The sequence below is a fragment of the Paraburkholderia sp. C35 genome (assembly GCF_003121405.1).
Classification (GTDB): domain Bacteria; phylum Pseudomonadota; class Gammaproteobacteria; order Burkholderiales; family Burkholderiaceae; genus Paraburkholderia.
On sequence record NZ_QBUY01000052.1, the window covers coordinates 1 to 25,204 of the forward strand.

Consider the following 25,204-nt stretch of genomic DNA (forward strand, 5'->3'; position numbering starts at 1 on the left):
GCCTACTTTTCTTTGCCGCGGCAAAGAAAAGTAGGTGCTGCCCCGCACAGGGGCAACACTAGCAGACCACTAACAAACAGCGGACGCCAGCGACAAGACAAAACCAAAACCCCAGCGCCACAACCCGCCGGGTCACCGGCAACTCACCGGCAACGCACTGCCAATTCCCTCAAACCCGCTCAATCGCGATGGCAATCCCTTGCCCCACCCCAATACACATCGTGCAAAGTGCAAAACGTCCTTGAGTGCGTTGCAACTGATACATCGCCGTAGTGACCAGACGCGCACCGCTCATCCCCAGCGGGTGACCCAACGCAATAGCGCCGCCATTCGGATTGACGCGCGCATCGTCATCAGCCACACCCAGCGCGCGCAACACAGCCAGACCTTGCGAAGCAAACGCCTCGTTCAACTCGATCACGTCAAACTGATTGATATTCATGTTCAGACGAGCCAGCAGCTTCTGCGTTGCAGGCGCAGGACCGATACCCATCACACGCGGATCGACACCAGCCGTTGCAATGCCCAGCACGCGCGCACGCGGCGTCAGGCCAAAACGCTTCGCGGTCTCCGCGTTAGCCAGCAACAACGCCGCTGCACCATCATTGACGCCCGACGCATTACCCGCCGTCACCGTGCCATCGGGCCGCACCACACCCTTCAGCTTCGCGAGCGCCTCGAGGCTCGTCTCGCGCGGATGCTCATCCTTCGACACGACAATCGCGTCGCCCTTCTTCTGCGGAATCGTCACCGAGACGATTTCCTGCGCGAGCGTACCGTCCTGCTGCGCACGCGATGCCTTCAGCTGGCTGCGCATTGCAAACGCGTCCTGGTCGGCACGGCTGACGTTGTAATCGGTGGCGACGTTTTCGCCCGTTTCCGGCATCGAGTCGACACCGTACAACTGCTTCATCAGCGGATTGACGAAGCGCCAGCCGATCGTCGTGTCGTAGATGTCGGCCTGACGCGAGAACGCGCTGGTCGCCTTGCTCATCACGAACGGCGCGCGGCTCATGCTTTCCACGCCGCCTGCAATCATCAAGCCCGCCTCACCCGATTTGATCGCGCGCGCCGCGATGCCCACGGCATCCATGCCCGAACCGCACAGGCGGTTCACTGTCGAACCCGGCACGTCCTTCGGCAGACCCGCCAGCAGCAGCGACATGCGCGCGACGTTGCGGTTGTCTTCGCCAGCCTGGTTCGCGCAGCCGTAAATCACGTCATCGATCACGCTCCAGTCGACTTCCTTGTTGCGCTCCATCAGCGCCTTGAGCGGCACCGCGCCCAGATCGTCGGCACGCACCGACGACAACGAACCCGCGTAGCGGCCAATCGGCGTGCGAATCGCGTCGCACAGGAAAGCTTCCGTCATGAGATGTCTCCAGTAATGGCGGGCCGGCGTATCGTGGAAGACGACAGGCGCCAGCGGCGGCGCATTGGGCAGCGCCAGGGAAAAACATATCGGCAAACATGTCGATTTGGCAAGATTTGTTCTATACTCGAACAAACGATCATCTATCGAACATTTCAGGTTCGATAATAGGCGGGTGGCGGAAAGACTGTCAAGCGCGCCGGCGGGTGGGAGGGCTGTCGAAACCGGCAATAAGGTGTCGCGAAAACGTCAGGAATGGCCGTCGCACAGTGCCTGGCAGCGCGCTTACGCGCCGGGCGCTCCCGAAACCGCCGCGAAGTTGGAGAATTCAGGCGCTTGCGCTATCGTCACGGCTTTCCGCAAGCTAACGGACGCCCGCCCCGGCCGGCGTTCACATGTTCGCATCGATTTCACACAGGCCATGAGCAAAGTACCCGCCGCGTCACCCGCCGTTCCCGCCAGCCAGACGGACGTACAGGACGCCCCGGACAAGCCGGGCGATTCGTATGTGCAATCGTTCGCGCGCGGGCTTGCCGTGATTCGCGCGTTCAACGCCGAGCGTCCCGAGCAGACACTGACGGACGTCGCCTCGGCCACCGGTCTCACGCGCGCGGGCGCACGCCGCATCCTGCTGACCTTGCAAACGCTGGGCTACGTCGAAGCCGAAGGCCGGCTGTTTCGCCTGACGCCGAAGATTCTCGACCTCGGTTTCGCCTATCTGACGTCGATGCCGTTCTGGAACCTCGCCGAGCCGTTCATGGAAGAACTGTCGGCGGAGGTACACGAAAGCTGCTCGGCGGCCGTACTCGACCGCACGGAGATCGTCTATGTGCTGCGCATGCCGACGCACAAGATCATGACGATCAACCTGTCGATCGGCAGCCGTCTGCCGGCGTATTGCACGTCGATGGGCCGCGTGCTTTTGTCGGCTCTCGACGAAGCGACGCTCGACGCCACGCTCGACGCGTCGCCCATCACCGCGCACACGCCGCGCACGATCACCGACAAGGCCGAACTGAAGAAAGTGATCGCGCAGGTGCGCAGCCAGGGCTGGGCCGTCGTCGATCAGGAACTGGAAGGTGGATTGATTTCGCTGTCCGCGCCGATCCGCAACCGGCGCGGGCAGATCATCGCCGCGATGAACATTAGCGGCAACGCGCAACGCAATTCAGCGAAGCAGATGGTGAAGGCGTTTCTCGAACCGCTGCAGAAAGCCGCGCAAGGCGTGTCCGATATGGTCGCGCTGCGCGGCTAGCGCCTTCGGATTGCCCGTCAGCGGCCCAGATAGCGTTCCACGAGGCGCGCCCAATACGCCGCGCCGATCGGCAGATTGCGGTCGTTGAAGTCGTAGTGCGGGTTATGCACCATACAGCCGTCCTCGCCGACGCCATTGCCAAGCCGCAGGAACGTACCGGGCCGCTGCTCGAGCATGAAGGCGAAGTCCTCGCTGCCCATCAGGATGTCCGCGTTCGGCTCGACGTGTTCCGCGCCGACCAGTTCGCGCGCCACCTCGATCGCGAATTCGGTTTCGGCGTCCGTGTTGACGACCACGGGATACCCTTCCACGTAATCGACATGCGCCTTGCCGCCATAGCTGGCCGCCTGCGTCTCGGCGAGTTCGGTGATGCGCTGTTTCAGCAGCGCGCGCACTTCCGGGCTGAATGAGCGCACGCTCAGTTCGAGCTTCGCGCTCGACGGAATCACGTTGTTCGCCACGCCCGAATGCATCGTGCCCACCGTCACCACGGCGGGCTGCGACGGGTTCACATTGCGCGCGACGATAGTCTGCAGCGCCATCACGATGCTCGACGCGATCACGATGGGATCGACCGTCAGATGCGGGCGCGCCGCGTGGCCGCCGACACCTTCGATCGTGATCGTCGCCTTGTCGCCCGCCGCCATGAACGCGCCCTTGCGGAACAGAAACTTGCCCGGTTCCGCGCCCGGATGGTTATGCACGCCAAATACCGCATCGCAGGGAAAGCGCTCGAACAGGCCATCTTCGATCATCTTCTTCGCGCCGCTGTCGATGCCGCTTTCCTCGGCCGGCTGGAAGTACAGATGCACCGTGCCGGAAAAGCGTCGCGTTTTCGCCAGATGCTGCGCTGCGCCGAGCAGCATCGTGGTGTGGCCGTCGTGGCCGCATGCGTGCATCTTGCCGTGCGTGCCGCTCGCATACGGCAAGCCCGTCTGCTCGACGATGGGCAGCGCGTCCATATCCGCGCGCAAGCCGATGCTGCGCGTGCCGTCGCCGACCTTCAACGTGCCGACCACGCCCGTCTTGCCCACTTCGCGCGTCACCTGCCAGCCCCACGTTTCGAGCTTGTCGGCGACGAGCGCGGCTGTCGCAAGTTCTTCGTAAGCCAGCTCGGGATGATGGTGGATGTGGTGGCGAATATCGCGCAGGGAAGCGGCAGCCGGCTCGAGGTCGGCGATTTCGGTCAGGCGTGTAGCGTCGGTCATCAGGTGTACTCCGGGTTTTTTCGTCGCGTCTTGCGCGCGGCGTCAGACGGCAGTCTATAGCAACGCCTGAGCTTTCCCGTAAGACGACGATGCGCCCGGATTACTTAACGCTTTCGCTGGATGCTGACTCTAGAGTCTGGCCTTGCGCGCGCGCAAGACCTTTGAGCACATCGACGAAAGCAAGCCCTGCTTCTGCGAGCGAACCGGAGTTGTCGATATGCGTGAGATGTGCGCCATCGGGCAGCGCGAACGGCGCCTGACGCGCGAGACGGGCTTCGACCTGTTCGGCCGTTTCACGTCCGCGTGCCGACAGACGCGCGGCGAGAATATGCGGCGCCGCGTGAATATGCACGACTTCGAGATCCTGATAGCGCTTCAACGCACGCGACAGGTACGCACGCGAGCCATTCACGACGACCGTGCAGCCGCGCGCGAGCCACGCATCGATTTCGATGCCGATGCCGTAGTGCAATTCGTGGCTCGACCATTCGAGTGCGAAGAGGCCTTGCGCCGAGCGCGCGGCGAACTCTTCGGCTGTCAATGCGATATGGTTTTCGTTGTGGCCGGTGTCGCGCGTGATATAGCGATGCGCGAACACCACAGGCGTGCCCGCAACATGTTCGCGCGCGAAATGCAGCAGCGAATCCTTGCCCGCGCCCGACGGCCCCACTACGTAGATCAAGCGCCCATTCATGCGTTCTGTCCTTGTTCTGCCGTGAACGCGAGCCGTTGCCACAACCTGAACGGTTCGCCGGGTGCAGGCTCGACGAAGATCGCCGCGCCGTCGATCGACAACGGTCCGAGACGTTGCGCCTCACGATGCCACCATTCGACGATTGCCGCGCGATCGGCAGCATGCGCAAGCGAACTGGATAGCGTCATGTGAAAACGAAACTCGTCGAGCACATACGGATATCCCCATTCGACGAGCAATTCGCGCTGACGTTCCGTCAACGGCGATTCCATGCGTTTTGCAATATCCGCCGCAGAGGGCGCGATGCGCAGCGGCGTGAAAGTGCGCAATGCATCGGCGGCGAGTGCGCGCATCTGATCATCGCCCATGGGCGTGGCAGGACGCAAGGCAACGAAGTCGCCAAGCGTTGCGGCTTCGACAGGCAATTCAAACGGCAGTTGGGTATGCGCCCAACGTTCTGCCGTGTCGAGCAGATCCGCCACCGTCACATGCTCAGCGAGGTGAAATGGCGCGACCAGCGTGCCATGCCAGCCATATCGGCGCGGTGACGTAGTCAGTTTCGCCAGCGGTTGCGACAACGCCGGGGCCTCATGCGGATTCAACGGTTCATCGCTTTCGGCATCGCGCGCAAGCCACGTCGAACCCGCGCCCCACCAGTCCGACGCTCGCGCCGGTGCGTAGTAGATGGCGAAGCGTGCCTGCGCGGTCCATGGATTCTGGATCGTCATGCTCATACGTCGTGCTCGACCATCAGTTGCACGCGGTCGGCGGCGAAGTGCGTGAAGCCGTATTTGATCGCCGTGCCTTCCGTATCGACATCGACGTTTTCGACCCACAGCACCGGCTGCTGCCGGTTGATGCCCAGACGCCGCGCGACTTCCGGCTCGGGCAGCACGCTGCCGATACGGCTCCACTTGCGCAGATAATCCGTGACGCCGTATTCGGCCATTGCCTTCGTGATGCCGCCCACGCGTTCGAGCACGTCGGGCAGATCCGCAAAGCGCGCAGCCGGATAGAAGTTGCGCGCATACGTGAGCGGCACGCCGTCCGCTTCGTGCAACGATTCGATGCGATAGACGAACGCACCCGCGCGCAGTCCAAGTGCCTTTGCAACGGTGGGATCGGCCTTCACGCGCGCTGCCGACAGCATCGTGCCCGCCGGCGAATGATGTTGCTGACGCAAGTTTTCAGTGAAGCGCGTGCGCCTGCCGATGGTGTAATCGATTGCGCCAGGCTGCACGAACGTGCCGCGACCCTGCTCGACGCTGACCAGACCTTGCGCCGCCAGCCCCAGCATCGCGCGGCGGATCGTATGGCGGTTCACGTCGAAGCGCTTCGCCAGTTCGCCCTCGCTCGGCAGACGTCCGTCTTCGCCGAAGCCGCTTGCCGCGATCTCTTTCGCGAGAATCTGCTCGATCTGCCGCCACACGGCAACGCCCGCTCCCCGCTCGAGCATCGCGCCCGGCGCTGCGTCGTCGTTCGATGTCATGGTGCTGTCATTCCCTTCGGTTCAAATAATCGTTCTGTGCATTGTAGTCCGCATGCCGTGGCGGAAATATGAAACTGCACCTTCTGTCACGGGCAAGCGACATTTTAGCTCTAAACGTCTAGACGTTTAGATGAATAGATGCTCAAATATCTGGACTCGCTACTGAACACCCCTCTCCAGGAACCTTCCAGGAACCCCGATGAGCGCCGCCGCGTCTCCTCCTTCAGTTGATTCCCCCGCTTCCGCGAACCCCGCCCGCCGTGCATGGATGTCCGTCATGGCCCGCTCCACGCGCACCGACCTCGAAGCCGCGCTGAACCGCGCGATGGAAGGCCTGCCGTTTCCCGCCTTCGACTGGCTGCGCCCACCCGAAACCGGGCTGGCGATGGTGCGCGGGCGCGTCGGCGGCACGGGCGATGCGTTCAATCTCGGCGAAGCAACCGTCACGCGCGCCACGCTGCGTCTGCGCGACATGCCGCAGGACAGCACCACGGTGGGCGTGTCCTGCCATCTGGGACGCGACCGTCGCCGCGCCGAACTGGCTGCTATCGCAGATGCGCTGCTGCAAACGCCGCAGCATCACGCACGGTTGCAGGCGCAACTGATTGCGCCGCTCGCTGCGCAACTCGAAGCGAAACGCACGCAACGTCAACAGGACGCCGCATCGACGCGCGTCGAATTCTTCACGATGGTTCGAGGCGACTGATGAACACTTCCGCTCAATCCCCGCAGATCGCGCTGTCGACACTGACGCCCGGTTTTGCCGACCCGGTGCACGACACGCAAGCCGTATTCCGTACGCTGCTCGATGCGCTGTCGCGTCCGGGCCGTATCGGCACGATCGATAACGTGCTGCCCGCTTCGCGCAGCGACGCGCGCAACAGCCTGCCGCATGCACGTGCCGATCTCGCCGCGTTCGCTGCGCTGCTCGCGCTATGCGATTACACGACGCCCGTCTGGCTCGCGCAGCCCGATGCCGTGCTCGGTTCCGCGTTGCGCTTTCATACCGGTGCGCCGCTGGTCGATGAACCGCAAGACGCATCGTTCGCCTATGTGCACGACGCAACCACCCTGCCGCCGCTGTCGTGCTTCGCACTCGGCGAGCCGGAAACGCCGGAGCAATCGGTGACACTGATCATTCGCGTCGACTCGCTCACGCAAGGCTCGCCCGTCGTGCTGCGCGGTCCCGGCATCGAACATTCGCACACCATCGCGCCTGGCGGATTGCCCGTGCGCTTCTGGAGCGAACGCGCCGAACTCGCGCCGCTGTTTCCGTGCGGTATCGACTGTTATTTCGTTTGCGGCGACACGCTGATCGGCTTGCCGCGCACGACTCACGTGGAGCTGAACTAATGTACGTTGCCGTCAAAGGTGGAGAGCGCGCGATCGAAGCGTCGTGGCGCCTGCTCGACAAGGCGCGCCGTGGCGACACGCAATTCGCCGAACTGAGCGTCGCGCAGATCCGCACGCAGTTGCGGCTTGCCGTGGCGCGCGTGATGACGGAAGGCTCCGTCTACGATGAAGAACTCGCAGCGCTGGCCATCAAGCAGGCCGCTGGCGATCTCGTCGAAGCGATCTTCCTGCTGCGCGCGTATCGCACGACGCTGCCGCGCTTCGGCTACACGCAGCCGGTAAACACGGAAGACATGCGGCTGGAGCGGCGCATCTCCGCGACCTTCAAGGACGTGCCCGGCGGCCAGATGCTCGGTGCGACGTACGACTACACGCAGCGTCTGCTCGATTTCACCTTGCTGGCTGAAGGCGATGACGAAAGCACTTCACGCGCAACGCGCAGCGAAGCTGCTGCACAGCAGACAACGCCACGCGTGGTGTCTCTGCTCGACAAGGAAGGCTTGATCGAACAGGAACGTGTGACGGAAGGCGCGTCCGAACCGAACGATCTGACGCGCGAGCCGCTGTCGTTTCCTGCCAACCGCGCAACACGCTTGCAAAATCTCGCGCGCGGCGACGAAGGCTTTCTGCTCGCGATGGGCTACGCGACGCAACGCGGCTACGCACACTCGCATCCTTTCGCGGGCGAAATCCGCTTCGGCACGGTAACCGTCGAAATGGAACTGGATGAACTGGGCGAAGCCGTCGAGATCGGTGAGATCGATGTGACGGAATGTCAGATGATCAACCAGTTCGCGGGCAGCAGCGAAGTGCCGCCTACGTTCACGCAGGGTTATGGTCTTGCGTTCGGTCATTCGGAACGCAAGGCGATGGCGATGGCACTCGTCGATCGCGCGTTGCGTGCCGAAGAACTCGGCGAAACCATCGGTTCGCCAACGCAGGATGTCGAATTCATGCTGTCGCACAGCGATAACGTCGAAGCCTCGGGCTTCGTGCAGCATCTGAAATTGCCGCACTACGTGGACTTCCAGGCCGAACTCGAACTCGTGCGCCGCTTGCGCGCGAAACATGCAGCACGCGATGACCACGCGAGCGAAGGCAACGATAACGAGGAGCAGGCAGCATGAACGCGCCCGACACGACGATGCAAACCGCCGCGCACGACAGCGCTGCCGAAGGCTACAACTTCGCGTATCTCGACGAACAGACCAAACGCATGATTCGCCGCGCGCTGTTGAAAGCGGTCGCCGTGCCTGGTTATCAGGTGCCGTTCGCATCACGCGAGATGCCGCTGCCGTATGGATGGGGCACGGGCGGCATTCAGGTGACGGCGTCGATCATCGGACGCGACGATACGTTGAAAGTGATCGACCAGGGTTCCGACGAAACCACCAATGCAGTGAACATTCGGCGCTTCTTTGCGCGCACGGCAGGCGTCAACACCACGCGCAAGACGACGGAAGCGACCATCGTGCAGACGCGTCACCGCATTCCCGAGACGCCGCTCACGGAGAAGCAGATTCTGGTGTATCAGGTGCCGATGCCCGAGCCGCTTTATCGGCTGGAGCCGCGCAACGCCGAATGCAAGAAGCTGCATGCGCTCGCCGATTATGGATTGATCAGCGTGAAGCTGTACGAAGACATCGTGCATCACGGCAGCATCGCGACGACCTACGATTATCCTGTGATCGTGAATAACCGCTATCTCGCGTCGCCGTCGCCGATTCCGAAGTACGACAACCCGAAGATGCATATGAACCCGGCGTTGCAACTGTTCGGCGCGGGCCGCGAGCAACGCATTCACGCGATTCCGCCTTATACGCCGGTAAAAAGTCTCGATTTCGACGATCACCCGTTCGAGGTGCAGCGCTGGGATCATGCGTGCGCGTTGTGCGGATCGACGGAAAGTTTCCTCGATGAAATGATCGTCGACGATGCGGGCAAGCGCATGTTCGTCTGCTCGGATAGCGACTATTGCCACGACCGGCGCGAACAGCAAGGCATTGAAAATAACGCAGGAGAAAGCGCATGACGCCGCTTCTGAGCGCACGCGCGCTTACCAAACAATATGGCGGTCGCAACGGTTGCCGCAATGTGAGCTTCGATCTGTATCCGGGCGAAGTGCTGTGTATAGTCGGCGAATCGGGTTCGGGTAAATCGACGCTGCTGAACACGCTCGCGCTGCGCACACCCGCTGATTCGGGCGCGCTGCACTATGCAAGCTCGCACGGCGAAACGCTCGATCTGCTCGAACTGTCCGAGCCGCGCAAGCGTCTGTTGATGCGCACCGAATGGGGTTTCGTGCAGCAGAATCCGCGCGATGGATTGCGCAGCGCCGTGTCGGCAGGCGCGAATATTGGCGAGCCGTTGATGGCTGTCGGCGCGCGCCACTACGGCAAGATCCGCGATACGGCCACGCAATGGATGACGCGCGTCGAACTCGATGCATCGCGTATCGATGAATTGCCGTCGGCGTTTTCGGGCGGCATGCAGCAGCGCCTGCAGATCGCGCGCAATCTCGTGACGGGTCCGCGCCTCGTGTTCATGGATGAGCCGACAGCCGGTCTCGATGTGTCCGTGCAGGCACGTCTGCTCGATCTGCTGCGCACGCTGACGTCGACGCTGCATCTGTCCGTACTGATCGTCACGCATGACATCGGCGTGGCGCGTCTGCTCGCGCATCGGCTGATGGTGATGCAAGGCGGCGAAGTGGTCGAAGCGGGCCTCACCGATCAGGTGCTCGACGATCCGCAGCATCCCTATACGCAAACACTCGTTTCTTCGGTCTTGCCCGTTTAAGGTCCAGCACGTGATGACAACGTCCATCGAAACATCGTTCATCGACAACGACGCGCTGATGCTGCGCGCGGTCGGTATCGGCAAGACTTTCACGCTGCATGGCCAGGGCGGCGTGCAGATCGACGCGCTCGCAGGCGTATCGCTCGAAGTCGAGCGCGGCGAATGCGTCGTGCTGGTCGGCCCGTCGGGCGCGGGCAAGAGCACGTTCTTGCGCTGCCTGTACGGCAACTATCTGGCGAGCACGGGCTCGATCGCGATTCGCGACGAGGCTCAGCAAGCGAAGTATCTGTCCATCACAGGCGCCGAACCGCGCGACGTGCTGCATCTGCGGCGCGGCGTGGTCGGCTACGTGAGCCAGTTTCTGCGCGTGATTCCGCGTGTGAGCACGCTCGATCTCGTCGCCGAGCCGTTGATTTCGCGTGGCGTCGACGAAAAGGAAGCGCGTGCGCGCGCCGCCGCGCTGCTCGCACGGCTCAACGTGCCCGAGCGTCTGTGGCCGCTTGCGCCTGCGACATTTTCTGGCGGCGAGCAACAGCGCGTGAACATCGCGCGCGGTCTGATTGCCGGGCATCCCGTCTTGCTGCTCGACGAACCCACGGCTTCGCTCGATGCGGAGAACCGCGACATCGTCGCGAGCCTGATTGTCGAAGCGCGCGAACGCGGCGCGGCCATCGTCGGCATCTTCCACGATGAAGACACGCGCGCGAAAGTTGCCACACGCAGGCTCGAACTGACGCCACCGCTGCGTCACGCAACGGCATTACACTGATATTGATCCGATACGGAGTCTTTACATGCTGATCAAGAACGCCCGCGTCGTCACGCGGGACGAAGTTTTCAACGGTGTCGTGCGCGTCGAAGACGGCATGATTCGTGATGTCGCGCGCGGCACGACCGCGGCTGCAGAAGCGCAGGACTGGGAAGGCGACTATCTGTTGCCGGGCCTCATCGAATTGCACACCGACAACCTGGAAAAGCATCTGTTACCGCGTCCGGGTGTCGAATGGAATACGGACGCCGCGTTCGTGATTCACGACGCACAGGTCGCCGCTGCCGGCATCACCACCGTATTCGATGCGCTCGCGATCGGCTCGCGTTCGAGCGTCGGCTTGCGCCGCGCCGATACGCAGATGAACTGCGCGCAAGCGCTGCAACGTTTCTCCGAGCGCAAGCTGCTTCGCGCAGAACACTTCCTGCATCTGCGCTGTGAAATCGCCACCGCCGACGTGGTCGAACTGTTCGACACGCTGAAAGATCACCCGCTGCTGCGTCTCGCGTCGGTGATGGATCACACGCCGGGCCAGCGCCAGTGGCACGACCGCGAGCAATGGCGCCGCTTCCAGGAGCGCCACGGCAAGATGACGGATGAGCACATGGCCGCGACGCTCGTCGAACTCGAAGACGAACAGCAGCGTTTCGCCGACGAACATCGCCGCCAGATCGTCGAGCGCTGCAAGGTGCTAGGCGTGCCCGTCGCGAGCCACGACGACACGCTGGTCGAACACGTGCAGCAAGCCGCCGAAGAAGGCATCGTGCTGGCCGAATTCCCGACCACGCGCATCGCCGCCGAAGCCGCGCACCGCCACGGCATCGCGACGATCATGGGCGCGCCGAACATCGTGCGCGGCGGCTCGCATTCGGGCAACGTGTCGGCGCTGGAACTGGCGAAAGCCGGTCTGCTCGACATCCTGTCGTCGGACTATGTGCCGTCCAGCCTGCTGACGGCCGCCTTCGAACTGGTCGAAAAAGCCGGCTGGACGCTGCCGCGCGCGATGGCGACCGTCTCGGCGGAACCGGCGCGCACGGCAGGTCTGCACGACCGCGGCGCAATCGAAACCGGCCTGCGCGCGGATTTCGTGCGCGTCACGATGCTCGACGCATTGCCCGTTCCGCGCGCGACCTATCGTGCGGGCGAGCGGATCGTCTGACGCGGTTCACCGATAAGCGATTGAAGCAAAAGCGTTTGCCGCAGCGCCGCAAGCATGGCAAACGCTTCTAATGCCTTCCGTTTCACCTTCGTTTTGCTTTCAATGCATCTTCAATGCCTCATAACATAAAAATCCACGTTAGAGGCAATACTCCTGTGCCATCCGGTGTTTCACTAGCACCGCAAATATTTTGATTTGTTAAGCTTGGCGCGCGTTGCTGGCTGGGCCAGCCGGCAACCACATAGAGACAAGCCCGGCACAACGGCCGGGCAACGTCGCGCAGCGGCACAACCGCATGCGGGACACTTTGAACCACTCCCGGGAGTACATCAGTGAAGAAACTGCTTGCGGCTTTGACGGTTGCCCTGCTCGCCACCGTATCGATCGGCGCACACGCCAAAGATTGGACCACCATCCGCTTCGGCGTCGACGCCAGCTACCCGCCGTTCGAATCGAAGGGTTCCGACGGCAAGCTGGTCGGCTTCGATATCGACCTCGGCAACGAAATCTGCTCGCGCCTGAAGGCAAAGTGCGTCTGGGTTGAAAACGATTTCGACGGCATGATCCCCGCACTGAAGGCGAAGAAGTTCGACGGCGTGCTGTCGTCGATGTCGATGACGCCGCAACGCGCTGAACAGATCGCTTTCTCGTCGAAGCTGTTCAACACGCCGACGCGCCTCGTCGCCAAGAAGGGCTCGAACATCCTGCCGACGCCGGAATCGCTGTCGGGCAAGACGGTTGGCGTCGAGCAAGGCACGATCCAGGAAACGTACGCGAAGACCTACTGGGAACCGAAGGGCGCGAAGGTCGTGCCTTACCAGAACCAGGACCAGGTCTATGCCGACCTGATCTCGGGCCGTCTGGACGCAGCCCTGCAAGATGCAGTGCAGGCTGACATCGGCTTCCTGAAGACGCCGCGCGGCGCTGGCTTCCAGTTCGTCGGCAAGGATCTGGAAGACAAGAAGATCCTCGGCGAAGGCGCTGGCATCGGCATGCGTAAGGACGACGCGGACCTGAAGGCGAAGGTCGACAAGGCAATCGCCGACATCATCAAGGACGGCACGTACAAGAAGATCGAGAAGAAGTACTTCGACTTCGACGTGTACGGCGGCTAAGCCACACGGCAACGTATCGCGCGGCTCGTCCGCGCGATACGCCGCCACGCTGGACAGGCAGAACGGGCTCCTCACGGAGCCCGTTTTGTTTTGGCGTCAGTGTTCGTGATCGCAGTCGAAGTCCTGCAGATCGCGCCGCGCCGCAGCGTCGCCCGCGCTGCGCAAATGGGCTAAGATCGAACGGTTCGACGATTCGACGATTTACGGCGCGGCCGTCGTGCGCGCCACCGTTTTCAGCAGTCAACCCGAAGTCACCGAAGTCACCTCTCTGCAACTACAGGGCGTACGCGCGGCGTTGGCGGCGTCACATCAAACATGCAAACCCTCAATCATCCGCTGATTTCCCCGACCCTCGGCACCGCTCGCAGTCTGACGAGCTTCCACTACGGTCCGAGCGGCGGACAGAAGGTCTATATCCAGTCATCGCTGCACGCAGACGAACTGCCCGGCATGCTGGTGTCGTGGGCGCTGCGCCGCAAGCTCGAAGCGCTCGAGGCAGCGGGCAAACTGCGCGGCGAAGTCGTGATCGTGCCCGTCGCGAACCCGATCGGCCTGAACCAGCATGTGCTCGGCCTGCTCGCCGGCCGCTTCGAAACGAACACGGCGCAGAACTTCAACCGCAATTTCTATAACCTGTACGACCTGATCGCGCCCGTGATCGAAGCGCGTCTGACGTCGGACGCCGACCAGAACCGCACCATCATCCGTCAGGCCATGCGCGAAGCGCTCGATGCGCAAAAGCCGCGCACCGAAATCGAATCGCAGCGTCTCGGCCTGCAACGTCTGTCGTACGACGCGGACGTCGTGCTCGATCTGCATTGCGACTGGGAAGCCGCGCTGCATATCTATACGAACCCGGACCTGTGGCCTGACGTCGAGCCGCTCGCGCGCTATCTGGATTCGAAGGCTTCGCTGCTCGCGGTGGATTCCGTCGGCAATCCGTTCGACGAGATTCACAGCTTCTGCTGGTCGGAACTGCGCACGCGCGTCGGCGACCGCTTTCCGATTCCGAATGGCTCGATCTCGGTGACGGTCGAACTGCGCAGTCAGCGCGATGTGTCGTACGAGTTCGCCGAGCACGACGCGCAAGGCATCGTCGAATACCTGACGCATCGCGGCGTGATCGCCGGTGAAGCCGCGCCGATGCCGCCGCTCGAATTCGCGGCGACGCCGCTGGCGGGCACCGAGCCGATCGTCACGCCCGTGAGCGGCGTGGTCGTGTATCGCGCGGAAGTGGGCAAGTGGATCGATGCCGGCGAGCCGATCGCCGATATCATCGATCCGCTGACCGACCAGGTCATCACGCTGAAGTCGACGGTGGCGGGCGTGTTGTACGCACGGCATCTGTCGCGCTTCGCGCAGGCGGGCATGGAGATCGTGCGCATTGCAGGCGCAAAGGCATTCCGCACGGGTCAGTTGCTGTCGGCCTGATCGCACATTCAGCGCGTGCGCCGCACGCCTGCCCTGCTGGTCGAAATATGAAATCGCCCGCCATATGCGGGCGATTTTTTTGGTTGCGCGAACAAACATTGGCGCCTGTTTCGCGCATCCGGCTAAACAGAACGCGCGCCGAGATATGAAGCATATGCACAGATTCGCGTGCAAGGAATTTGCACGCGAGACAATTTTTGTCGCATTTGTACTACATATCCACTAAAAAGATTTCCTGTCATATTCCTTTCCTTTCTCCCCGTTACATTTGCGCCCGTCGCGCGACCGACCGCAGAGTCTGGCTCGCGATCGCCATTTTTCAATCCGGAGAAAGCTTTGAACAAGAAAGTACTTACCACCGCTCTACTCGCCTCGGCATTTGCAGGTACCGCACACGCACAAAGCAGCGTCACGCTGTACGGCATCATCGACGCTGGTATCAGCTACGCGAATCACTCGAAGAACGCAGCAGGCGGCAGCGACAAGCTGTTCAAGTATGACGACGGCGTGGCGCAAGGCAGCCGTTGGGGCCTGCGCGGCACGGAAGACCTGGGCGGCGGCCTGAAGGCACTGTTCGTGCTCGAAAGCGGCTTCAACAGCGGCAACGGCACGCTCGGCCAGGGCGGCGCACTGTTCGGCCGTCAGGCGTTCGTGGGTCTGTCGAAGGACGGCATGGGCTCGCTGACGTTCGGTCGTCAATACTCGTTCTCGACCGACTACCTGGGCAGCAATTACTCGACGGGTGGCCAGACGGTCGCGGGTAACTACGCTTACCACATCAACGACGTCGACCAGCTCACGTCGAGCCGTATCAACAACTCGGTCAAGTTCAGCAGCGCGAACTACGCTGGCCTGACGTTCGGCGCAATGTACGGCTTCTCGAACCAGGCAGGCGCATTCGGCGGCGCACCGGCAACGGGCACGGCGGCTGCACCGGTTGCAGGCTCGTCGCGCGCTTACAGCTTCGGCGTGAACTACGCGAACGGCCCGATCGGCCTGGGCGCTGCGTACACGGACATCCGTTTCCCGGGTCAGGCATCGCCGGCGTTCTCGACGTCGATCGCCAACGTGACGACGGGCACGGTGCGCGACCTGCGCACGTTCGGTCTGGGCGGCCGCTACATCATGGGACCGGCAACGATGTACGCGCTGTGGACGAACACGCACTTCGAGCCGGTCACGGGCGCATCGACGACGTACAACAACTTCGAAGGCGGCGCCAAGTACGCGTTCACGCCGGCACTGACGACGGGTCTGGGCTACACGTACTCGCGTCTGACGGGCGCGACGACGGGCCACTTCAACCAGGTGGACGCAAGCGTCGACTACGCACTGTCGAAGCGTACGGACGTCTACGGCCTGGTGATCTATCAGGACGCATCGGGCAAGACGGCTTCGGGCGCTCCGATCCAGGCTCAGATCGGTTCGTCGACGTCGTACTTCAACACGTCGGGTTCGGGTTCGCAGAACCAGCTGGCGTTCCGCGTCGGCATGCGCCACAAGTTCTAAGCTGCGTTGCAAGCGAGGCGCTTTCGGGTGCTTCGCTCTTGCGCAGATGGAATTGAAAACGCCCCGCTTTGCGGGGCGTTTTCTTTTTTGGGCCAAAGCTGTGGGTATGCGGCTCAAGCCATCAATCCCTCGACACCCAGATCCGCACCTCCCCACTCGCGCCAGGCATCGTAAAGTCGAACGTGCGGCCAGCGCGCACGTCGAACAGCAGGCGCTCCAGCCGCTCGAGCCGGGCCGCCTTTTCATCCCTGCTCATGGCAGTCATGCCGTCCTTGTCCTGCAGCAGTGCCTGACGCGCCGTCATGATGCGCGCGACGGCACGCGATTGCGATGTGAAAACCTCTTCCATGTCGGGTGCTTCCTTCCGGCAGCGGCCACATGGAAAACTTCATTTCTCATGCCGCACCAGCTACGTTCATCAAAAAAATCGCGCCCGCTTTTCGACGGGCGCGCGATGATTTTATGAGCTGACGCAAAATCCTGCTGCGAGGCCGACAAGGCTCCGTGCCGCAATCAGCTTGCCGACACCAGTTCAGCGAACTTCTGCACATCCACATTGCCGCCGCTGATCAACACGCCAATCCGTTTGCCCTTGAGCTTGTCCTTCATCTGACGCGCGGCAGCGAAGCTCAGGCAACCCGTCGGCTCCACGAAAATCTTCATGCGCGATGCGAAGAAGCGCATGCAGTCGATCAGTTCCGCGTCGCTGGCCGTCAGCACATCGTTGACGTCGCGCTGGATGATCGGGAACGTGTAGTCGCCCAGGTGCTGCGTTTGCGCGCCGTCAGCGATCGTGCGCGGTGTATCGATATGAACGATCTTGCCCGCACGGAAAGACTGCTGACCGTCGTTGCCCGCTTCCGGTTCGACGGCGTACAACATGCAATCGGGAGAGAGCGCGCGTGTCGACAGCGCCGAACCCGACAGCAGACCGCCGCCGCCGAGCGGCACGAAAAACGCGTCGAGCGGGCCGACTTCCTCGAACAGTTCTTTCGCAGCCGTGCCTTGGCCCGCCATCACATCGGGATGGTCGTACGGCGGAATCAGCGTCAGGCCATGCTTTTCCGCAAGATCGCGGCCAATCTGCTCGCGGTCTTCCTTGTACCGGTCATAGATGACGACATTGCCGCCATAGCCTTTGGTGGCCTCGACCTTAATCTGCGGCGCGTCGTGAGGCATCACGATGGTCGCGGGCATGCCGAGCAGACGCGCGGACAGTGCCACGGCCTGCGCATGATTACCCGACGAAAACGCGACCACGCCGCGCCGGCGCTGCTCGGCGTCGAACTTCGACAACGCGTTGAATGCGCCGCGAAATTTGAACGCGCCCATGCGCTGGAGGTTTTCGGCCTTGAAGAACACTTCGGCATCGAACATCTCGTTGACGGTGCGCGAAATCAGCACGGGCGTGCGGTGTGCGACGCCTTCGAGCCGCTGCGATGCGGCGACGACGTCGTCATAGGTGGGCAATGTGAGCTTGGTCATCGGGAAGATCCAGTGTTGAGCAACGCGGGACGAGGTAACGCACATGTCCCGCTGGATTGATTGCATTGTGATTAGACAGATTGTCTATGTCAATACATTTTGTAAAGATCGGTATCGTATAGCGGTATCCGTGTCACGGAACAGCCGTTACCAGGGCCACGCGACGCGTGTGCCGATACCCGCCTCCCGCGCGCGATCGCGTAGCATGCGCGCCACCGTCAGATCCTGCAGCGCCAGACCTGTCATGTCGAAGATCGTGATGTCTTCGTGAGCGCGCTGCACTGCGGTGGCGCCGTCGAGAACCGCACCCAGTTCGATACTTGCCACGGCGGGATTCCATTGCAATTCACCAATCTGCTCCGCCTGCGAGCGATCGTCGACATACACGCGTGCCCGTTCGAGCAGGCCAGCCGGCAATTCGCGTTTGCCTTTCGTATCGGCGCCCACGCAGTTGATGTGCGTGCCGGCGCGCACAGCATCGGCGCTAAAAAGCGGGCCGCCGCCCGGCGTGGCCGTGATGACGATATCGCTCTGCGCGACGGCATCGTCCGCATGCCTTGCATGTTCGACGGTGCATCGTGCCTTGAACAGTGCCTCGAACGCAGCATCGGCCTCGCCATGCGACGTCACATAGCGGACCATCTTCAGTTGCGGCATCAGATGCAGCGCGAACGTCACCTGAATACGCGCCTGCGTGCCCGTGCCGAACACGCAAAGACGCTCGCTGTCCGCGCGCGCGAGATGTTGCAAGCCAAGGCCGCCTGCCGCGCCCGTACGCATCGTCGTGATCGCGTTGCCGTCGATCACGCATTCGGGACGCCCAGTAGCAGGATCGACGAGCATCACCGTCGCCTGATGCGGCTCGCCGCCAAGCGTACGGTTGGACGGCCAGAAACCCGCGGCCTTGAAGCCCAGCAGTGCGTCCGTCTGCACGTCGCCCGACTTGATGCCGAACACGCCGCCCGTTGCGAGCCGCTCGCGCACCAGTGAGAACACGCGTCCCTCGCCTGCCGCATGCAGCACGAAGGCGCGATGAACGGCTTCGAGCACGTCGTCGGCGGTGAGCAGCCGGTCGACGTCATCCTTGTTCAGCAGCAGCAATGTCGCGTCATTTCGCATCGTTGTATACCGTCGCACGAGATACGCCCAGATGGGCAGCAATGATTTCCATCGACTTGCGAACCTCCAAAAAACCCGCCTGCTTCAACTCCTGCATCAACGCGCGGCGCTGCTCGGTCTTGAGCGCATGCGGCGTGGTGGAGAGCGATATCGCGTATTGATCGATGCGTTCGCGGATCACTTCGGCATTGGCGGGATCGAGCGATTCCTTGCCGCCCTCGCCCGACGTCGTGCAGAACTGCTCGAGAATATTCTGGATGCCGCGAAACAGATTCAGATCGACATTCAGGCACAGCGCGGCGACATAGCGCCCCGTGGAATCCTTGATTCCCACCGAAGTACTCTTCGCGCGGCGTCCGTCGCCGAACTGGTTCGGATAATTGGTCAGCAACTGCGGAAAATCTTCGTCCGCGATTCGCGCGAGGCCAAGCTCGGTGGTCGGATCGCCTACGCCGCGTCCCGACAGATTGTTGTGAATCGCGAGAATGGAGTGCTTCGGATCGCGCAGATCATGCACGACGACTTCGCAAAACGGCGCGAACGTCTGCCCCAGACCGTCGGCAATCTGCCGCACCTGATCGATCAGCGATTCCTGCTCCCGCTCCAACGCGCTCTTTTTCATAAGTAGACGTTTTATCTAAAGTTATTCATATTGTATAGCAAAACACCAGGAGCGTCGCAAGCAGAAAAAAGCACGCGGCTTCATTTCTCTTGAACGCGATGGGCCATCGCCTATAGTCGACTCATGCGTAACGCATAGGAACCGAAGCCATGTGCAATACGTATGAATATCCGCAGCAATACGGAGGCGCGGGCCGCCGCCGTTTTCTCCGCCTGACGGGGGCCGCGACCCTTGCGGGGCTTGCGCGAGTCACGCTCTGGCCGGGTACGGCGCAGGCCGATGCGTTGACCAAAGCGCAGCGCGACAGCATGACGCCGCAGCAGATCATCGACGAGATGAAGCACGGCAACGCGCGCTTCCAGAAGGGCGAACGCAAGCCGCGCAACTATCTGCGCGAACAGCGCGCGAGCGCCGCGGGACAATATCCCGCCGCCGTGCTGCTGAGCTGCATCGATTCGCGCGCGCCCGCCGAAGTCATCATGGACCTCGGTATCGGCGACATCTTCAACTGCCGCGTAGCGGGCAATATCGAGAATCCCGACATCCTCGGCAGCATGGAGTTTGCGTGCAAGCTGTCGGGCGCCAAAGTCGTGGTCGTCATGGGCCACACGGCCTGCGGCGCGATCAAGGGCGCCATTGCCAATGCCGAACTGGGCAACCTCACGGGGCTGCTCGACAAGATCAAGCCCGCCGTTCAGGCGACCGAATACACGGGCGAACGCACCGCGACCAACTATGCATTCGTGAATGCCGTCGCCCACAAGAACGTCGAACTGACGATCGGCAACATCCGTCGCGACAGCCCTGTTCTTGCGGAACTGGAACAGCAAGGGACGATCAAGATCGTTGGCGCGATGTACGACCTCAACACGGGCGCGCTGGCGTTTTTCGGGTGATTCGCAGTGCGATGGCGTTTTCTGTTACCCTGCGCCCTTTCTCCCAGCTTGAACCCGTATAGATGGACATCCCTTTCAACGAACGCGGTGTGTCGGTCACGCGCAATGCGCTGTCGGCGGCCGGCCAGGTCTTTCCGTTGCGCGAGATTCAGGACGTGCGCGTCGAGACCGTGCAGAAAAACAAGCTCATTCCCGTCGCGATTTCGCTGATCGGCCTCGCGGGCGCGATTGCCGGTGGCATCTATTCGTCGCCGCTCGGCATCGTCGTGGGCGTGATGCTGATCGTGGTCGGCTGGCTCACGTGGCGCACGCAGGACGTCACGCACCGGCTGATGGTGCGGTCGGCGGGCAGCGAGCGCGAAGCACTGTCCAGTATCGATCTGTCGTTCGTCGAACGCGTTGCGCAGACGGTTCGTGACGCGCTTGCGTCGGCAACGGCTGCGGCTGCGGCGCCCAAAAGCTGAACAGCCTTGGCGCACGCCAGGGCCGTCTTTACGCAAATTTGACGGCCCGCAGCGCCTCTTTTGCATCGGCTTGAGACGCCGACCGCTACAGTGGACGCGTCTCAACAGCCGCGCCGCCAAACTCGCGGCGGCGCATCGACGATGCATCACGCTACCGCTTCCGCTTCACCACGCGCCATCGCGCGCCGCGCGCCCGCCAAAGAACCCGCCATGCAACCTGCCCTTTCGCTCGTGACCCTCGACGTGACCGTGCCCGGCACGTCGTCGGCGACCGGCCGCCGCACACTGCTCGCAGCGCTCGGCGAAGGTTCGCGTCTGTTCGTGATGGCCGTCGACAAACGTAACGACTCGATCACGTTTCGCGTCGATGTGATGGCGCGCAATGTCGGCGATGTGGTCGGTGCACTCGCGTTCGCGCTGCGCCGCGCGACGATTGGCCGCGTCCGTGCGCAAGCGGTGACAGCAGTAACGCAAGCGCCCGCGCGCCAGCACTGAAGCAACCCTCCTCGCTTTCACACATTTTTGCAGGTCATGACACGCGCCCGCGTAGAGTCGGCGCTCCTGTCATCCCGCGTGCCCTTGCGCCCGCCTCACGCGCAGCACAGCCTGAACCGCTGCGCGTTTTCATCAGGGGTACGCACTTCTGCAAGGTGTGTGCGATGTCTTTCCATTTCTTCCGCCGCATGGCCGGCTTCTTCGCGGGCGCGTCGATCGTGCTCTCGCTCACGGCCTGTTCGACGCCGATCTCCACGCCCATTCCGCCCGAAACGAAAGCAAGCCTTATCAACGAAGGCCGCGATGGGCTGTATGTCCAGCTGTTCGCCGAACGCACCGACACGCACGGCCGCGCGTCGATCGGCCTGCCCGTGCAACTCGACGGCAAGGCCGTTTATCTGATGCTCGACACAGGGACACGCGGCACGCGCGTGCTGTCGAAAGTCTTGCCACGCTCGAACTATCCCGTTGCAGGCACGCGCACGTCGCTCACGTGCGCCACCGATGCGCAGGTGTCGGGCGCCACCGTCACGCTGCCCATGAGCCTCGTCGGCACGAAGCCTGTCGATATCGCCGCGCAATCCGTCGATGAAGTCAGCTGCCTGAAGATCAACAAACGGTGCATCGCGCAGGATGGCTACACGGGCGAGTTCGGCTGGGCGTTCTCGGGCATCTTCGGCGTCGGCGCAGACGATCCGCGCGACGCCTGCTGCACGCAACCGCTGCGCGCGCCGCCTTCGAATATCGGCGCGCGCTACATGGTGCGCGCGAACCTCGATCGTCCGTTTCTCGTGCTTAGCCCATCGAATGGGATAACGAAAAACTTCACGATGGTGCCGCTCACGATCGGCAAGGACGGCTCCGAGCAATGGCCGGCTGGCTGCGTGCAGGTCGGCAGCAAGATGCGCTTTTGCGCGCCCGTCGTGTTCTCGACGGGCGGCACCGACATGATCCGCATCGAAACCGACAAGGCGCCCGACTGGGCCGGCGACGTCGACGAACACACGGCGTTCGCGCAAAGCAATTACGACGTGGTGCTGGGCGTGGGCGAATGGGCGCATCGCTTCAACGACGCGCAAACCACCATCGTGAAGGCTGCGCCGGGCGCGAACCGGATCGTGATCGGGCTCATGGCGCTGCAGAATATCGACCTGCTATTCGACTTCGCGCAGGGACAACTCGGTTTGCGCGCCGTGCGTAACAACGAACGCATGGGCAGCTAAAGCCATATAAAAACACGAACCGCCTCGATAAAAAGCCGCCGCGCGATGCAGATCGCGCGGCGGCTTTTTTCATGCACGCATGACGACGCTTGCGTGTGCATTACTCCAGTTCGAGCGGCTTCACATTCCAGATATGGCGCGCATACTCGGCAATCGTGCGATCCGACGAGAACTGCCCCATGCCCGCCACGTTCTCGATCGCGCTCTTCGTCCAGCCGCGCCGGTCGAGATAACGCTTGTCGACTTCGTCCTGTGCCTTCGCGAACGCCGCGAAATCGGCGAGCACCATGTAGTGATCACCCCAATCGACCAGCGTGTGGAAGATGTCCGAGAAGCGATGCGGTTCATCCGGCGAGAAGAAGCCCGTGCGAATCTGATCGAGCGCGACCTTCAGTTCGGCGTTGTGCTCGTAGATTTCGCGCGGACGGTAACCCGTCGCCCGCAACTCGTCGACCTGATCCGCCGTGTGTCCGAAGATGAAAATGTTGTCGCGCCCCACGGCATCGCAGATCTCGATGTTCGCGCCATCCATCGTGCCGATGGTCAGCGCGCCATTGAGCGCGAGCTTCATGTTGCCCGTGCCCGACGCTTCCGTACCTGCCATCGAAATCTGTTCGGACAGATCAGCCGCGGGAATGATCAGCTCGGCCACGCTCACGCCGTAGTTCGGCACGAACACCACCTTCAGCTTGTCGCCGATGATGGGATCTTCGTTCACGGCCTTGCTGACATCACCGATCAGTTTGATGATCGTCTTCGCCATCCGGTACGCAGAGGCCGCCTTGCCCGCGAACATCACGACGCGCGGCACCCAGTCACGCTCCGGATTCTCGCGAATGCGGTTGTAGCGCACGATCACATGCAGCACATTCAGCAGTTGCCGCTTGTATTCGTGAATACGCTTGACCTGCAGATCGAACAGCGCTTCGGGATCGAAGCTCATCTTCGTATGTTGCTGCAGGCGCTGGATCAGATGCAGCTTGTTCTGCCGCTTCGCCTCATGAAACGCGTGGATGAACGACGGATCGTCGCGCAGATCGCGCAGCTTGCCGAGTTCGAACAGATCGCGCCGCCAGTGTGTGCCGATCTGCTCGTCGATCAGCTTCGACATCGACGGACTCGACTGCGCGAGCCAGCGTCGCGGCGTCACGCCGTTCGTCACGTTGGTAAAGCGCTCGGGCCAGATCTTCGCGAAGTCCGCGAAAATGTCGCGCGTCATCAGTTGCGAGTGCAACTTCGATACGCCATTCACTTTCTGGCTCGCGACAATCGCCAGATGCGCCATGCGCACGCGCCGCTGCCCGTATTCATCCACAAGCGAAATGCGCCGGATCATATCGACGTCATGGCCCGAATGCTCGCTCACGAGCTTGAGAAACTCGGCGTTGATATCGAAGATGATCTCGAGGTGTCGCGGCAACAGGCGCGCAAGCGTTTCGACGTCCCACGTTTCGAGTGCTTCGGGCATCAGCGTGTGGTTCGTGTACGAGAACATCTGCTGGATGTCTTTCCATGCCTTGTCCCACGGCACGTGATGCACGTCGACCAGCAGCCGCATCAGTTCGGGAATGGCGAGCACCGGGTGCGTGTCGTTCAGATGCACCGCGACCTTCTCGGCAAAACGGCCAAACGTGCTGTGCGTGCGCTGATAGCGGCGAATCAGATCCTGCATCGTCGCCGAGACGAAGAAGTACTCCTGCCGCAGACGTAACTCGCGGCCCGCAGGCGTCGAATCGTCGGGATACAGCAAGCGTGAGACGTTCTCCGACATGTTCTTTGCATCGACAGCGCGGCGGTAGTCGCCCTGATTGAACGCCGACAGATCGAGTTCTTCCGTCGCGCGCGCGGACCACAGGCGCAGCGTGTTGGTCGCGCTGGTCGCGAAGCCGGGGATCACGGTGTCGTACGCCATCGCGTTGACATGCTGCGTCTCGATCCATTCCACGTGCCCATCGCGCTGCACCGTGCGCCCGCCGAAATGCACGATGTATTGCACCTCGGGCCGCGGAAACTCCCACGGATTGCCCGCGCGCAGCCAGTAGTCAGGCGTTTCGATCTGCTCGCCATCGACGATCTGCTGCCTGAACATCCCGTATTCATAGCGGATACCGTAGCCGAAGCCCGGAATGCCGAGCGTCGCCATCGAATCCAGAAAGCATGCCGCGAGACGTCCGAGGCCACCGTTGCCGAGCGCGGCATCGGGTTCGAGATCGACGAGTGCTTCCATATCGACGCCGAGGCTCGCGAGCGCTTCCTTCACCTGATCGTAGATGCCGAGCGCGAGCAGCGCGTTCGTGAAGGTGCGCCCGATGAGGAATTCCATCGACAGGTAATACACGCGCTTCACATCCTGCTCGTATTGCAGGCGCGTGGTCTTCATCCAGCGCGCAACGAGCCGGTCGCGCACGGCGAGCGCGGCGGCATGCAGCCAGTCCTGCGGGCGCGCCGTCACGGCATCCTTGCCGACGCCGTACATCATGCGGTTGGAAATCGAGCGCCGCAGCGCATCGACGGTACTGTTGAGTTGATCGAATTCCAGATCCACCGCTGTCATCGAAGCCTCCGGTAAACCGACGCGGCGCGCGCTTGACTGCTTGCGTTTTGGATGCGGGCGGCGCGAGCCGGTCTGGTGGATAAATAAGCAGAGTAGGACATTTTGCGTCTTCCCGCGTCTGCGGCCATTTCATTGTTGATAAGCCCGCTCAACCAAGCAGACACGGCTGACCGCCGCGCAGTTCCATTTCTAT

Annotated in this window: 25 protein-coding genes; 15 read left to right on the top strand and 10 right to left on the bottom strand. The window is 62.3% G+C overall.

Translation table 11 applies throughout. The features are described from left to right. Window positions 1-169 precede the first annotated feature (169 nt). Window positions 170-1,372 (bottom strand): 3-oxoadipyl-CoA thiolase, encoded by a 1,203-nt coding sequence (gene pcaF / locus DK391_RS26015; RefSeq protein WP_109480880.1) that lies wholly within the window; start codon window positions 1,370-1,372, stop codon window positions 170-172. 421 nt (window positions 1,373-1,793) lie between these two features. Between pcaF and DK391_RS26020 the strand changes: the two genes are divergently transcribed. Beyond that, a complete protein-coding gene (locus DK391_RS26020; RefSeq protein ID WP_109480931.1) occupies window positions 1,794-2,627 on the top strand; it encodes an IclR family transcriptional regulator in 834 nt (277 codons plus the stop codon). A 17-nt stretch (window positions 2,628-2,644) separates the two neighbouring features. Here the strand turns inward: DK391_RS26020 and DK391_RS26025 are convergent, their stop codons facing one another. The 4 genes from DK391_RS26025 to phnF all read right to left on the bottom strand — a co-directional run bounded on the left by DK391_RS26025 (window position 2,645) and on the right by phnF (window position 6,018). After that, entirely contained in the window at window positions 2,645-3,835 is a 1,191-nt protein-coding gene (locus tag DK391_RS26025) for a M20 aminoacylase family protein (RefSeq protein ID WP_109480881.1), read from the bottom strand. Between the two features lie 100 nt (window positions 3,836-3,935). Further along, entirely contained in the window at window positions 3,936-4,529 is a 594-nt protein-coding gene (phnN, locus tag DK391_RS26030) for a phosphonate metabolism protein/1,5-bisphosphokinase (PRPP-forming) PhnN (protein WP_109480882.1), read from the bottom strand. Continuing rightward, window positions 4,526-5,263, bottom strand: a complete 738-nt coding sequence (locus tag DK391_RS26035) for a DUF1045 domain-containing protein (protein WP_109480883.1) — start codon at window positions 5,261-5,263, stop codon at window positions 4,526-4,528. Before DK391_RS26035 ends, phnN begins: the two co-directional genes overlap by 4 nt. Beyond that, entirely contained in the window at window positions 5,260-6,018 is a 759-nt protein-coding gene (phnF, locus tag DK391_RS26040; protein WP_109480884.1) for a phosphonate metabolism transcriptional regulator PhnF, read from the bottom strand. The genes DK391_RS26035 and phnF overlap by 4 nt, the downstream gene beginning before the upstream one ends. 199 nt (window positions 6,019-6,217) lie before the next feature. Here phnF and phnG point away from each other — a divergent pair, with 199 nt between their 5' ends. From phnG to DK391_RS26090, 10 genes are all read left to right on the top strand, one after another. After that, complete coding sequence (phnG, locus tag DK391_RS26045; RefSeq protein ID WP_109480885.1) at window positions 6,218-6,724, top strand: phosphonate C-P lyase system protein PhnG; 507 nt, start codon at window positions 6,218-6,220, stop codon at window positions 6,722-6,724. Further along, complete coding sequence (phnH, locus tag DK391_RS26050; protein WP_109480886.1) at window positions 6,724-7,371, top strand: phosphonate C-P lyase system protein PhnH; 648 nt, start codon at window positions 6,724-6,726, stop codon at window positions 7,369-7,371. The genes phnG and phnH overlap by 1 nt, the downstream gene beginning before the upstream one ends. Further along, window positions 7,371-8,498: a carbon-phosphorus lyase complex subunit PhnI gene (locus DK391_RS26055; protein WP_109480887.1), complete on the top strand. Its 1,128-nt coding sequence runs from the start codon at window positions 7,371-7,373 to the stop codon at window positions 8,496-8,498. Before phnH ends, DK391_RS26055 begins: the two co-directional genes overlap by 1 nt. Beyond that, window positions 8,495-9,403: an alpha-D-ribose 1-methylphosphonate 5-phosphate C-P-lyase PhnJ gene (locus DK391_RS26060; protein WP_109480888.1), complete on the top strand. Its 909-nt coding sequence runs from the start codon at window positions 8,495-8,497 to the stop codon at window positions 9,401-9,403. Before DK391_RS26055 ends, DK391_RS26060 begins: the two co-directional genes overlap by 4 nt. Next, entirely contained in the window at window positions 9,400-10,170 is a 771-nt protein-coding gene (gene phnK, locus DK391_RS26065) for a phosphonate C-P lyase system protein PhnK (RefSeq protein ID WP_109480889.1), read from the top strand. Before DK391_RS26060 ends, phnK begins: the two co-directional genes overlap by 4 nt. A 13-nt stretch (window positions 10,171-10,183) precedes the next feature. Then, a complete protein-coding gene (phnL, locus tag DK391_RS26070; protein WP_109480890.1) occupies window positions 10,184-10,939 on the top strand; it encodes a phosphonate C-P lyase system protein PhnL in 756 nt (251 codons plus the stop codon). A 25-nt stretch (window positions 10,940-10,964) separates the two neighbouring features. After that, a complete protein-coding gene (locus DK391_RS26075; protein WP_109480891.1) occupies window positions 10,965-12,098 on the top strand; it encodes an alpha-D-ribose 1-methylphosphonate 5-triphosphate diphosphatase in 1,134 nt (377 codons plus the stop codon). Between the two features lie 332 nt (window positions 12,099-12,430). After that, entirely contained in the window at window positions 12,431-13,213 is a 783-nt protein-coding gene (locus DK391_RS26080; protein WP_109480892.1) for an ABC transporter substrate-binding protein, read from the top strand. A gap of 315 nt (window positions 13,214-13,528) precedes the next feature. Next, entirely contained in the window at window positions 13,529-14,644 is a 1,116-nt protein-coding gene (locus DK391_RS26085) for a succinylglutamate desuccinylase/aspartoacylase family protein (RefSeq protein WP_109480893.1), read from the top strand. A gap of 336 nt (window positions 14,645-14,980) precedes the next feature. After that, window positions 14,981-16,153 carry a porin gene (locus tag DK391_RS26090; RefSeq protein WP_109480894.1) on the top strand — a complete coding sequence of 391 codons (1,173 nt, stop codon included), beginning with the start codon at window positions 14,981-14,983 and terminating at the stop codon, window positions 16,151-16,153. 121 nt (window positions 16,154-16,274) lie between these two features. On the opposite strand, the gene DK391_RS26095 is transcribed toward DK391_RS26090, so the two are convergent. From DK391_RS26095 to DK391_RS26110, 4 genes are all read right to left on the bottom strand, one after another. Then, window positions 16,275-16,502, bottom strand: a complete 228-nt coding sequence (locus DK391_RS26095) for a hypothetical protein (protein WP_109480895.1) — start codon at window positions 16,500-16,502, stop codon at window positions 16,275-16,277. A gap of 164 nt (window positions 16,503-16,666) precedes the next feature. Beyond that, window positions 16,667-17,638 carry a threo-3-hydroxy-L-aspartate ammonia-lyase gene (locus DK391_RS26100; RefSeq protein WP_109480896.1) on the bottom strand — a complete coding sequence of 324 codons (972 nt, stop codon included), beginning with the start codon at window positions 17,636-17,638 and terminating at the stop codon, window positions 16,667-16,669. Between the two features lie 147 nt (window positions 17,639-17,785). After that, the gene (locus DK391_RS26105) at window positions 17,786-18,757 is read right to left on the bottom strand and encodes an ornithine cyclodeaminase family protein (RefSeq protein ID WP_109480897.1); all 972 of its coding nucleotides are present in this window, start codon (window positions 18,755-18,757) and stop codon (window positions 17,786-17,788) included. Continuing rightward, window positions 18,747-19,379 carry a PAS domain-containing protein gene (locus DK391_RS26110; RefSeq protein WP_109480898.1) on the bottom strand — a complete coding sequence of 211 codons (633 nt, stop codon included), beginning with the start codon at window positions 19,377-19,379 and terminating at the stop codon, window positions 18,747-18,749. The genes DK391_RS26105 and DK391_RS26110 overlap by 11 nt, the downstream gene beginning before the upstream one ends. A 149-nt stretch (window positions 19,380-19,528) precedes the next feature. Between DK391_RS26110 and DK391_RS26115 the strand changes: the two genes are divergently transcribed. From DK391_RS26115 to DK391_RS26130, 4 genes are all read left to right on the top strand, one after another. Beyond that, on the top strand, window positions 19,529-20,275 hold the full coding sequence (locus tag DK391_RS26115; RefSeq protein WP_109480899.1) for a carbonic anhydrase: 747 nt from the start codon (window positions 19,529-19,531) through the stop codon (window positions 20,273-20,275). 62 nt (window positions 20,276-20,337) lie between these two features. Next, window positions 20,338-20,739 (top strand): DUF6232 family protein, encoded by a 402-nt coding sequence (locus tag DK391_RS26120; RefSeq protein ID WP_109480900.1) that lies wholly within the window; start codon window positions 20,338-20,340, stop codon window positions 20,737-20,739. 210 nt (window positions 20,740-20,949) lie between these two features. Beyond that, window positions 20,950-21,234: a hypothetical protein gene (locus DK391_RS26125; protein WP_239482954.1), complete on the top strand. Its 285-nt coding sequence runs from the start codon at window positions 20,950-20,952 to the stop codon at window positions 21,232-21,234. 164 nt (window positions 21,235-21,398) lie between these two features. Beyond that, entirely contained in the window at window positions 21,399-22,457 is a 1,059-nt protein-coding gene (locus tag DK391_RS26130) for a hypothetical protein (RefSeq protein ID WP_109480901.1), read from the top strand. Window positions 22,458-22,557: 100 nt separating this feature from the next. On the opposite strand, the gene DK391_RS26135 is transcribed toward DK391_RS26130, so the two are convergent. Beyond that, a complete protein-coding gene (locus DK391_RS26135) occupies window positions 22,558-25,011 on the bottom strand; it encodes a glycogen/starch/alpha-glucan phosphorylase (RefSeq protein WP_109480902.1) in 2,454 nt (817 codons plus the stop codon). Window positions 25,012-25,204: the final 193 nt, after the last annotated feature.